Consider the following 11,271-nt stretch of genomic DNA (forward strand, 5'->3'; position numbering starts at 1 on the left):
CCCAGGCTGACACATCCTCCGTTCCGTCATTAAATAAATCATGTTGATTTAATTAATGACGGAGGAGACACGTGAGAAGTCCGCATGTCGGCCAGGGCAGCAATTCGGCCAACGTCCGCCGCTTCAACGAGCGCCTCGTGCTGCAGGCGCTGCGCCGCGCCGGCCAGGCGTCGAAGGCAGATCTTGCGCGTCTCGCGAATCTCACCAGCACGGCAATTGGCAGCATCATCACGTCGCTGATCGAAAACGGCCTCATCGAAGTCACGGGCCGCCGCCTCGAAGGCCAGCGCGGCCAGCCCGCCTCCCTCCTGCGGCTCGCCCCCCGCGGGGCGTTCGCCATCGGCGTACGGCTCGACCGCACGAGCATCGAAACCGTGCTCGTTAATTTCGCAGGCCAGATGATCGAGCGGCGTTCGCACGACATGCCGCTGCCGCTGCCCCCCGTCGCCCAGGAGATCGTGCAGCGCGACATCCGCGAGCTGCTCTCGCGGCTCGACGCACGCGAGCGGAGCCGCCTCGCCGGCATCGGCGTCGCGCAGCCGTACAACCTTGGCAGTTGGCTGCGCGAACTGGGACTGCCGGCCGATCCCTTCAGCATCTGGAACGACGTCGACTTCGCGGGAGAACTGGGCCGCGCGCTGGGGTTGCCCGTCTTCAGCGAAAACGACGGCAACGCCGCCGCGATTGCGGAGTTGTTCTACGGCTGCGGCCGCCAGCGCGACGACTTCATCTACCTGTTCCTCGGCCCGGCCATCGGCGGCGGCATCGCCATCGACGGCGACTGCGTGCGCGGCCTCACCGGCAACGCGGGCGATTTCGCCGTGATGCCGGTGCCGCCCAGCCGCTTGCCCTCCGCGGCCCAGCCCCCCGGCAAATGGGACATCCTGCTCTCGCGCGCCTCGCTGATCGCGCTGCGGCGGCATCTGCGCCATTACGGCGAGACCGTGGACAGCCGCGCCGATCTCGAAGCCTGCATCGCCCACAAGCACCCGGCCGTGGAGGAGTGGCTCGACGACTGCGTCGACGCACTCGCGCCCGCCCTGCGTGCGTCGTTGTGCGTGCTGGACCTGCCGGCCGTCGTGCTCGACGCCGACGTGGACGCCGGCCTCATCGACACGCTCATGCGTCGCCTCGCCGTCGCGGTTGCGGCGACGGCCCCCGAGGCAAGCGGCACTCCCGAACTCGTGCGCGGCACCTTCGGCCCCGATGCGGGCGCGCTGGGTGCCGCCACACTCCCCATGTTCTACAATTTTTCGCCACGTGCGGGCATCCTGATGGGTGCCGGCGCGCAAACGCAGGAGGCTAGCCATGTCGTCTCACACTGAAACGTCGCGTCCGCTGCTGGAGATGCGCGGCATCAGCAAGACCTTCCCCGGCGTGCGTGCGCTGGACAACGTGAGCCTTTCGGTACGCGCCGGCGAAGTGCACTCGCTGATGGGCGAGAACGGCGCCGGCAAGTCCACGCTCATGAAAATTCTTTCGGGGGCCTATCAAGCCGATCCAGGCGGCGAGATCGCCATCGACGGCAAGGCCGTGCAGATCGACGGCCCGCTCGCCGCGCGCGAGCTCGGCGTGGCCGTGATCTACCAGGAGCTGAGCCTCGCGCCGAATCTGAGCGTTGCCGAAAACATCTACGCCGGCCGCGAGCTGCGCAAAGGCGGCGGCCGCTGGGGCAGGGTGGACCGCAAGGCCATGGAGCGCGAGTGCGAGGACGTGCTCACGCGCCTCGGCGCGACCTTCGGGCCCGCCACCCTCGTCGGCTCGCTTTCGATCGCGGAGCGCCAGCTCGTGGAGATCGCCCGCGCGGTCCATTCGCAGGCGCGCATTCTCGTGATGGACGAGCCCACCACCCCGCTCTCCTCGCGCGAAACGGAGCGTCTTTTCAAGCTCATCCTGCAACTGCGCGAAGAAGGGCTCGCGATCATCTACATCAGCCATCGCATGGCCGAGGTCTACGAGCTTTCGGACCGCGTTTCCGTGCTGCGCGACGGCACCTACGTCGGCACGCTGGAGCGCGAGGCCCTGAATGCCGACAGCCTCGTGAGCATGATGGTGGGCCGCGACATCTCCGGTTTCTACAAGAAGGCGCACGCCCCCTACGATCCGGGCAAGGCCGTGCTCACGGTGCGCGACGTCGCCGACGGCCGGCGCGTACGCGGCTGCAGCCTCGATCTGCACGCGGGCGAAGTGCTCGGCATTGCGGGGCTCGTGGGCGCGGGCCGCACCGAGCTGGCGCGCCTGATCTTCGGCGCCGAGCCGCGCACGAGCGGCGAGATCGCCATCGACGGCCGCACGCTCCACGTCCACACGCCGCGCGACGCCATCAACGCGGGCCTCGTCTATCTGACCGAGGACCGCAAGCACCAGGGCCTCTTCCTCGACATGAGCGTGCGCGACAACATCAACGTCGCCGTGTGCGGGCGCGACGCGCACTTCGGCGTGCTCGACCGCGCGCGCGGCGCCCAGCGCGCGAAGGACTCCATCCGCGCGCTCTCCATCCGCGTGCCGAGCGCGCGCGTGAACGTGGGCGCGCTCTCGGGCGGCAACCAGCAGAAGGTATTGCTCTCGCGCCTGCTGGAGACGCAGCCGCGCGTGCTGATTCTCGACGAGCCCACGCGCGGCGTGGATATCGGCGCGAAGTCGGAGATCTATCGCATCATCAACGACCTTGCGAAGTCCGGCGTCGGCATCATCGTGATTTCGAGCGAACTGCCCGAGGTCATCGGCGTGGCCGACCGCGTACTCGTCATGCGCGAAGGCGTATTCGCAGGCGAGCTGGGCGGCTACACCGGCAAGCCCATCACCCAGGAAGCCATCATCGAACTGGCCACCGGCTCGCAGGCCGCGCTGGACGAAGCGGCCTGACCTTACACGAACACGAGAGACGTTCAATCAGGAGTACGACATGCGAAACATTCTTCCCCGTCACGGCGCCGCCGCCCAGGCGCAAGCGAGCGCCGGCGCACTGGACGGCCATCGCGCCCGCATGAAGTCGCTCATGCGCACCGCCGGCATGCTCCCGGTCCTCGTGCTGCTGTGCGTAGGCTTCGGTTTCCTCACCGACGGATTCTTCACGCTGCAGAATCTCTCGATCGTCACGCAGCAGGCATCCATCAACATCGTGCTGGCCGCCGGCATGACCTTCGTGATCCTCACGGGCGGCATTGACCTTTCGGTGGGCTCGATTCTCGCCGCGGGCGCCGTCGCTGCCATGCTGGGCTCGAACATTCCGGGCTGGGGCTGGCTGGGCATACCCGCCGCACTCGCCGTGGGCCTCGCCTTCGGCGTCGTCAACGGCGCGCTCATCTCGTTCCTGCGCCTGCCGCCTTTTATCGTGACGCTCGGCTCGCTCACCGCCGTGCGCGGCATCGCGCGCCTCATGGGTCACGACACCACGATCTTCAATCCGCAACTGTCGTTCGCCTTCATCGGCAACGGCACGGTGCTGGGCATTCCCTGGCTCGTCATCATCGCGCTCGCCGTAGTGGCCGTCTCCTGGTTCGTCCTGCGCCGCACCGTGCTGGGCCTGCACATCTATTCGGTGGGCGGCAACCCCGAAGCCGCGCGCCTCTCGGGCATCAAGGTCTGGGGCATCGAACTGTTCGTGTATGCCGTCTCGGGTCTGCTTGCCGGCCTTGGCGCCGTGATGTCGGCTGCCCGCCTCTATGCCGCCAACGGCCTGCAGCTCGGCCAGTCGTACGAGCTCGACGCCATCGCGGCCGTGATCCTCGGCGGCACGAGCTTCGTGGGCGGCGTGGGGTCGATCATCGGTACGCTCATCGGCGCGCTCATCATCGCGGTGCTCTCGAACGGCCTCGTGCTGCTGGGCGTTTCGGACATCTGGCAATACATCATCAAGGGCCTCGTGATCGTCGGCGCCGTGGCGCTCGACCGCTACCGCCAGCGCGGCTCGGCGCGTACCTGACGCACGCCGGGCAGACAATCCGTTTCTCCGATACAGCATCATCGGAGCGCGAGCGGTCCTCTCGCGCCCCGGATCGAATAACAGGACCTCTCTGGAGACAACCCATGTTCAAAAAGAAAGCTGTCCTCGCCGCTGCAGCCCTCTCCCTCGGGTTCGCCCTGCAAGGCGCCCATGCCGCGGACAAGCAGTTGAAGTCCATCGGCGTTACCGTCGGCTCGCTCGGCAATCCTTACTTCGTGACGATCGTGAACGGCGCCGAAGCCAAGGCGAAGCAGATCAGCCCCAACGCCAAGGTCACCGCCGTTTCGGCCGACTACGACCTCAACAAGCAATTCACGCAGATCGACAACTTCATTTCGGCGCACGTGGACATGATCCTCCTGAACGCCGTGGACCCGAAGGCGATCCTGCCCGCCGTGCAGAAGGCGCGCGCGGCCGGTATCGTGGTCGTGGCCGTGGACGTGAGCGCCGCCGGCGCCGACGCTACCGTGCAAACCGACAACGTGAAGGCGGGCGAGCTTTCGTGCGACTACATGGTGAAGAAGCTCAACGGCAAGGGCAACGTGATCATCGAGAACGGTCCGCAGGTCTCCGCCGTGATCGACCGCGTGAACGGCTGCAAGTCGGTGCTCGCGAAGGCACCGGGCATCAAGATCCTCTCCGACGACCAGGACGGCAAAGGCTCGCGCGACGGCGGCATGAACGCGATGCTGGGCTACCTCACGCGCTTTCCGAAACTCGACGGGGTCTTCACGATCAACGACCCGCAGGCGATTGGCAGCGACCTCGCCGCGAAGCAACTGCATCGCAGCGGTATCGTCATCACGTCGGTGGACGGCGCGCCCGATATCGAAACCGCGCTCAAGACCGACACGCTCGTGCAAGCCTCGGCCAGCCAGGACCCCTGGAAGATGGCGCAAACGGCCGTGGACGTGGGCTACGGCATCATGAACGGCAAGAAGCCCGCCAACCCGCTGATCGAAATGGCGCCGCAGCTCATCACGCGCGACAACGTGGGCAGCTACAAGGGCTGGTCGTCGCCGCATTGATCGCGACGAGGCGCATGCCCGCGGCCGGACCCGGTCCGGCCGTGGCGGCCGCTAATGCGCCAGCGCCGAAGACGTTTCCGGAAAGGCGCTCTTGCCCTTCGCGCGATACCACTGCGCAAACGCGGCAGGCGTCATCGGCGTCGCATACAGAAACCCCTGGATGAACGTCACGCCGCGCGCCCGAAGGTAGTCGAACTGCGCCTGCGTTTCGACGCCCTCGGCCACGATCTGGGCGCCGAGCTGGTGCGCGAGGTTGATGATGGCGTCCAGCACCACGGCGCTGCGCCCTTCGGCATCGATCGTCAGCACGAAGCCACGATCGATCTTGAGGATATCGAAGGGAAACTGTTCGAGGTAGGAAAGCGAGCAGTAGCCGGTGCCGAAGTCGTCGATCGCCACCCCCACGCCTTCGGCGCGCAGCGTTTCGAGGTTCTTCTTCGCCTGAGCGGTATTCTTCATCAGGCTGCGCTCCGTGATCTCGACGACAATCCCGGGCCCCGCTTTGCCTGTCGCCGAAAGAAGGGCGCGCACATCCTGCTCCAGGCGCTCGCCGGACAAGTGCTCCGGCGAGAAATTGATGCCGATGTGAAAACCCTCAGGCAAGCCCATGACGGCGAGGTCGCGCGCGATCAACCCGAGCAGGTGTTGCGTGATCGGTACGATCACGTGCTCCTCTTCCGCCACCGGGATGAATTCGTCGGGCCGTACCTCCCCTATGCCGGGACGCACCCAGCGCAGCAACGCCTCCGCGCCCGTGCAGCGGCCGGCTTCCATGCCGTAGAGCGGCTGATACTTCACGTGGAATTCGTTGGCGCGCATGCCTCGCAGCAGTTGCTCGCGGCGCGACTGGCCGCTGCGCTGCAGCCGCCGCAGCAGCCAGACGAGGAGGACCGAGATCGCGATGGCCCACGGCACGTATCTCGCAAGCAGACCGAACCATATCGCCCGCTCCCGCGATTTCAGCCCGTAGATGCGCAGCTCGACCACGTTGCCGCCCAGGCTCCGGCGCACGTCGGTCAGCAAGGGGCTGCCGTCGACGGGTACGCTCGAACTCCCTTCATAGAGCGGCTGCCCTGCGCCGATCCGCAGCTCCGCCTGGCGAAAGACGTCGAGCGGCGCGGCGGCGCGCAGCAGATCGAGCAGGTAACGTTCGTCGACGACGGCCACCACGGCCCGTCCATCCGGTGCCGGTTCGCCGATCAGCAAGGATTGACGGTCGCGCACCATCGGCGTCTCGCCCACCATCAGCATCCAGGTGCCGCCCGTCGCACGGCCCGCGTCGCTCACGAACGTATCGAGCGGAATGGACAGCCTGCCGAGCGCCGAAGAACACGTGAAGGTCGAGTTCTCCACGAGATTCAGCGTGCGGATATACGGCAACGCAGCGGTGAGGACCGCCAGCTTCGGCATCGCCTTGTCGCAGGGTTCAACCGCTATCGGAATGGCAATCTGCGCGGCGCTGCGCCCCTCCTGCACGATCGCGACCGTCTGGTTGACGATAAAGGCCGAAGCGAGCTGCGCCTCGCGGCGTGCAATGCCTGCCGATTCGTAGCGCGTCAGGACGAGGCAAAGCACCAGCGGCAGAATCGCCGCGAGCACCAGAGCGAAACGGCGCGACCCGCGCGCGAGCGCCGGCCGGACCATGGGCGAAAGCCAGGACAAGCCATCCTCCCCACCCGCACCGCGGCGTTGGATACGACGTTTCGCCACAACATACACCAATGCGCGCGGCGCGACCGGCTCGATGCCGTGCGGCGCGGAACGTCTCTTAACGTTGGAAGCGCAGCGCCGCTCAGGCGCATTCGATACGGTTGCGTCCGTTCTTCTTCGCGCGGTAGAGCGCAAGGTCGCTGCGCGAGAGCGCCGCTTCGGCATTCGGATCGGCCGCGCTCATTTCCGTGACGCCGATGCTCACCGTCAGCGGTACGAACCCTTCGGCACACGTGAGCGGCTCGCCCGCGAGGCGGCGCTGGATGCGCTGCGCCATCGCGCACGCGCCCGCCAGCCCCGAGCCGCCCAGCAGCACGGCGAACTCTTCGCCGCCAATGCGCCCGGCGATATCGGCGGCGCCCAGTTCCATGCGCAGCATGTCGGCGAAGTGGCGCAGCGCGCGATCGCCAACCGCATGCCCCCAGTGGTCGTTGATCGCCTTGAAATGGTCGAGATCGCACATCAGCACGCCGGCGGCCGGACCGCCCGCGCGATGCAGGCGCGCGAAATGCGCGTCGAAGCGCGCCATGAAGTGCCGGCGATTGGCGAGCCGCGTGAGCCCATCGGTCGTCGCGAACTCCTGCAGCTCCGCTTCGATGCGCTTGCGTTCCGTGACGTCGGTGATGAAGCCGTGCCACACGGTGACGCCGCCGGCCAGCCGCTGCGGCTTCGCATCGCCCTGCCGCCAGCGCAACCCCTGCACCGGCAACCGCACGCGGTATTCGAGGCGCCATGGCGTAAGACACGCGGCGGACTCCGCGAACGATGCGCGATACGCTTCGAGGTCGTCCGGGTGGATCAGCGCCTCGATGCAGGCGGCGTCGTGCGCAACGGCCTCGGGCGTCAGCTCGTAGATCTCCGCAATGCCCGCGCTCGCGTACGGAAACGAAACGCAGCCATCGGGCAGGCTGCGGCGCTGGAATACGAGACCCGGCACTTCGTTGGTGAGATTCGTGATGAGATTGACGGACTCGCGCAGCCGCTCGGACATTTCGCGCATGGAAGTCACATCCGTCGTCGTGCCGATCATGCGCAGCGCGCGGCCCTCGCTGTCGTGGCTCGTCACCTTGCCGCGGCTGCAGATCCACTTGTAGCGCCCGTCCTTGCACCGGATGCGGTGCTCCACTTCGTAACTCTCGGTGCGCCCCTCGAAATGCGCCTGCATCGCGGCCTTCACGTAGTCGAGATCGTCGGGATGCAGCCGCTGGTAGCTGTCTTCGATACGGTTCGTCACCTCGTCTTCGCTATAGCCGAGCATCGCTTTCCAGCCGGTCGAATAGCGGATCTCGCCCGTGACGACGTTGCGATCCCAGATGCCGGTCCCGCTGCCCGCAATGGCCAGCGCGAGCCACGCTTCGCGCTCGCGCAGCGCTTCGAGTTCGCGGTCTTTCGCTGTTGGATTCGCTTGCTGGGCCGCTTGCGGGATCAACTGCGGGCCGGCCAGCGCCGCGGCAAGGCGCGCGAAGTCGCCAAGGCTCGCGCGCTCGGCTTCGTCCAGCACGCGTGGCGCGTAGTCGATCAGACACAAGCTGCCGATGCGTTCCCCGTTCGCCCCCTGCAGCGGCCACGCGGCAACGAAGCGAAACGGCAGCGCACGGGTCGTGCTCAGGCAGCTGCGCCACGAGGGCTCCGCGCCCGTGTCCGCCACCACGGTCGGCTCGCCGGTCCACGGCGCCTCTCCCGTCTCCTGCAACGCACGCAGTGCCTCGCGCAACGGCGAGTCGAGCGCCGCGCCCGCCCAGTTGCCGGCCGGCTCGCCCGGTATTGCGCAAGCCGCGGCCACACGGAAATGGCATTCGATCAGGCGCATCAGCGCATCGAGTGGCGCGTCGCATGCCCCCGCCGCCGGGCGGACGGCCGGCGGGACGGCCTGTGCGTCGACCAGGGACGGCGTAGCGGAGAGGGAGGACATGGTGGGCGTGGCAGGCGAAACGCGCATTCGCGACGAAAAGGCTAGCGGCCAGTATATAGCGCGCCGGTTACGAATTCGTAGCACTAATTGGTTTGCCTGCACGTTGCATCCGCGCCACTCCCGGGACGACTGCCAAGCCGGGCCTTGCCCGGCGTCGGGGACGGTCTTTCAGCCGTCGAGTCCGAGTTGCGAACGACCCAGCGGCGTCAGGTCATCGGTCCCCGCGCGCCCCACGAAGTCGACCTCGAAATGGTCGGCAGGAAAGTCAGGAGGGCTCGTGCCTTCGAGGAAGCTCGGCAACTGGCGCGCCAGATACGCATCGTTCTTCGCGCAAGCCGGCGCCGCCGCGATATACATCACGTTGCTGTAACCCGTGCCGCGATGCTCGTCCTCCACCGCATGGATCACGTCGCTGTGCCAGAACACGGTGTCTCCGGCATTCATCTGCGGAATCGACGAAAGCGCCTGAACGAGAGGCGCATGCCACTCGGGCCGGATCGACAGCGCGCGGCCCGGCATTGCGCCACACAGGTCGTCTTCGGCAACGTCGTCCTGCAATGCGCGCAGCAGGATATAGACCATGGCATTCGCGATCGGCACGAGCTGCAGCGTGCCGTCGCCTGGCCCCTGCGGCGTGAGCGCGGTCCACCCCTGGAAGGTGCGGAACATCGAACACACGGCCGGCGATGGAATCTCGCCGACGTCGGGACGCCAGGCCGCGTCGAAAGGATCGTAGCGCCGCCAGTCGCCCGCGAAAACATGTCGGTACACCTTGCGGAAACCGGCGTCGATCCAGCGCTCGACAGACCCGCCGTCGCAATGCGCAGACAGTCCGAGCGACGCTGAACCCGGTGGCCGCCGGCGCAGCCGGTCCGCGTACACGGGCACGCGTTCGGGATCGAAATGCACGCGGCCTTCGCTTTCGCTGCGCCAGAGCCGGTTGAGGAACACGCGCGCGATCGTGAGCTCGACGGACTCGCGCGCCAGTACCTGGGGCCGCGACCAGTAGATGCCGTAGATCTGCGGCCGGCTCGATTGCAACTGGCCGAAATAGCGATCTTCTGCCCGGTGCGCAAGGCGTGCGTCCAGATCGTTGCGCTCCACGTACTGCGCGATCTCCGCATCCCACTGCGCCACGCGCGCCGGGTCGAACACGTTGCGGATCACACCGGCGCCGCGCGCCTTCAGCGCCTCGATCTGCGCGGCGCTCACGCGCCCTTCGGCGATATCGCGAAAGTCGATTTCGGGAATCACCGGCTCGCCGCGCTCGCGCAAGGCGGCAATCCTGCGCGCCTCCTCGCCGATGGCCGCCTCCACTTCGGCGAACACTTCGCGATAGTTCGGCAACTGCTCGCGCAACTCGCGCTTTGCCGCACGGATCGCCGCGGGAAGATCCTCGATATGCAACGCTGCCATGCCTGTCTCCGGTCTCGTTGTACGGTAATCGGGAGCATAGGCGCCGGCGCGTTCCATGGGTGATACTATCCTGACAAACATTTTGCACATTCAGCCATGAAACCCGCCTACGAGCATGTGGAATTCGGCGAGCAATGTTCCGTGCGCGTCTACCACCGGCGCCTGCCGCGCATTCCGTTCGAGTGGCACCATCACCCGGAGTACGAACTGACGCTCACGATGAACAGCCACGGCAAGCGCTATATCGGCGACGCCGTGTGCGCCTACGAAGCCGACGACCTCGTGCTGGTGCCGCCCGATCTGCCGCATACGTGGGCGTCGAACCGCTCGATCGATGCCGGCCAGCCGCAGGTGGCGATCGTCGTATGGTTCGACGGCGAATGGGCCCGGCGCCTGGCCGATTGCTGCCCGGAGTACGCGCCGCTGCGCAAGCTGCTGCGCCGGGCCGCCTGCGGGCTCGCCTTCGATGCGGCGGCGGGTGGGACGATGCGCGCGCGGCTCGATGCTTTGCTCTCCGAAGCGCCGCGCACGCGGCTGGCCGCAACGCTCGAAATCCTGTGCGCGCTCGCCGACGCGCCGGGCGCCACGCTCGCTTCGCCCAGCGCCTTCAATAGGCGCACGGCAGGGCCTTCGGGGCACGAGCCCGAACGGCTAAATCGCGTGCTCGCGATGATCGACGCGCAGTTCGCACAGCCGCTGCGGCTCGCCGATCTCGGCTCGGCCGCGGGGCTTTCCGAACGCACGCTCGCGCGGCAATTCGCGCAGCATATCGGCGAGAGTGTCGGGCGGTATATCGCGCGCGTGCGCATCGGGCACGCGTGCCGGTTGCTTGCCGATACGTCGCTGCCGGTGTCCGTTATCGCCGTGCGTTCGGGATTCGCGAACGTGGCGAATTTCAACCGGCAATTCAGGGCGATGAAGGGGACGACGCCGATCGATTGGCGCGCGCAATACGCGGCCGGGCGCGCACGACAGACAACGGGACCCGGGCTCACGGAGCGGTCGCCGTCGCTCTCGCGGCGAGGGAGTTCAGGCGATGCGGCCACCGCCCGAACCCGAAGAGAATGAAACGTTTACTGCGGCGTCTTGATGCTGAGCTTGTTGTTCACCGAAGTCACACCGTCGACACCCTGCGCCGCACCGGTAGCCAGATCGATCTGGTTCTGGCTATCGCAACTACCGGTGAGCGTCACGACGCCATTGACGACCTTGACGTAGATGTGAGTCGGATCCAGTCCCTTGGTACGTGCCAGTGCGCG

The 11,271-nt window shown here is 67.0% G+C and carries 9 protein-coding genes; 5 read left to right on the forward strand and 4 right to left on the reverse strand.

Annotated features, from left to right (window positions below):
- Positions 1 to 71: 71 nt before the first annotated feature.
- The 4 genes from V8683_RS28640 (at position 72) to V8683_RS28655 (ending at position 4,974) form a co-directional block, all read left to right on the forward strand.
- A complete protein-coding gene (locus V8683_RS28640) occupies positions 72 to 1,325 on the forward strand; it encodes an ROK family transcriptional regulator (RefSeq protein WP_411193284.1) in 1,254 nt (417 codons plus the stop codon).
- Entirely contained in the window at positions 1,309 to 2,865 is a 1,557-nt protein-coding gene (locus V8683_RS28645; protein ID WP_411193285.1) for a sugar ABC transporter ATP-binding protein, read from the forward strand. Before V8683_RS28640 ends, V8683_RS28645 begins: the two co-directional genes overlap by 17 nt.
- Before the next feature lie 40 nt (positions 2,866 to 2,905).
- On the forward strand, positions 2,906 to 3,925 hold the full coding sequence (locus tag V8683_RS28650) for an ABC transporter permease subunit (RefSeq protein ID WP_411193286.1): 1,020 nt from the start codon (positions 2,906 to 2,908) through the stop codon (positions 3,923 to 3,925).
- A gap of 104 nt (positions 3,926 to 4,029) precedes the next feature.
- Entirely contained in the window at positions 4,030 to 4,974 is a 945-nt protein-coding gene (locus tag V8683_RS28655) for an ABC transporter substrate-binding protein (RefSeq protein WP_411193287.1), read from the forward strand.
- A gap of 51 nt (positions 4,975 to 5,025) precedes the next feature.
- Here V8683_RS28655 and V8683_RS28660 read toward each other — a convergent pair whose 3' ends face one another.
- From V8683_RS28660 to V8683_RS28670, 3 genes are all read right to left on the reverse strand, one after another.
- On the reverse strand, positions 5,026 to 6,636 hold the full coding sequence (locus V8683_RS28660; RefSeq protein WP_411193288.1) for an EAL domain-containing protein: 1,611 nt from the start codon (positions 6,634 to 6,636) through the stop codon (positions 5,026 to 5,028).
- 130 nt (positions 6,637 to 6,766) lie between these two features.
- Entirely contained in the window at positions 6,767 to 8,596 is a 1,830-nt protein-coding gene (locus V8683_RS28665; RefSeq protein ID WP_411193289.1) for a sensor domain-containing diguanylate cyclase, read from the reverse strand.
- A gap of 168 nt (positions 8,597 to 8,764) precedes the next feature.
- Entirely contained in the window at positions 8,765 to 10,012 is a 1,248-nt protein-coding gene (locus V8683_RS28670) for a DUF1479 domain-containing protein (RefSeq protein WP_411193290.1), read from the reverse strand.
- A gap of 96 nt (positions 10,013 to 10,108) precedes the next feature.
- Between V8683_RS28670 and V8683_RS28675 the strand changes: the two genes are divergently transcribed.
- Positions 10,109 to 11,080: a helix-turn-helix domain-containing protein gene (locus V8683_RS28675; RefSeq protein WP_411193291.1), complete on the forward strand. Its 972-nt coding sequence runs from the start codon at positions 10,109 to 10,111 to the stop codon at positions 11,078 to 11,080.
- A 5-nt stretch (positions 11,081 to 11,085) separates the two neighbouring features.
- Here V8683_RS28675 and V8683_RS28680 read toward each other — a convergent pair.
- Positions 11,086 to 11,271: BON domain-containing protein (locus tag V8683_RS28680; RefSeq protein WP_462880712.1), on the reverse strand; the 186-nt coding region annotated here is incomplete at its 5' end.

The organism is Paraburkholderia sp. AV2 (assembly GCF_054968425.1).

Excerpts from the sequence above, each read along its gene's own strand:
- V8683_RS28645 (WP_411193285.1), top strand. The coding sequence starts at position 1,309 with ATGTCGTCTCACACTGAAACGTCGCGTCCGCTGCTGGAGATGCGCGGC.
- V8683_RS28650 (WP_411193286.1), top strand. The coding sequence starts at position 2,906 with ATGCGAAACATTCTTCCCCGTCACGGCGCCGCCGCCCAGGCGCAAGCG.
- V8683_RS28655 (WP_411193287.1), top strand. The coding sequence starts at position 4,030 with ATGTTCAAAAAGAAAGCTGTCCTCGCCGCTGCAGCCCTCTCCCTCGGG.
- V8683_RS28665 (WP_411193289.1), bottom strand. The coding sequence starts at position 8,596 with ATGTCCTCCCTCTCCGCTACGCCGTCCCTGGTCGACGCACAGGCCGTC.
- V8683_RS28670 (WP_411193290.1), bottom strand. The coding sequence starts at position 10,012 with ATGGCAGCGTTGCATATCGAGGATCTTCCCGCGGCGATCCGTGCGGCA.
- V8683_RS28675 (WP_411193291.1), top strand. The coding sequence starts at position 10,109 with ATGAAACCCGCCTACGAGCATGTGGAATTCGGCGAGCAATGTTCCGTG.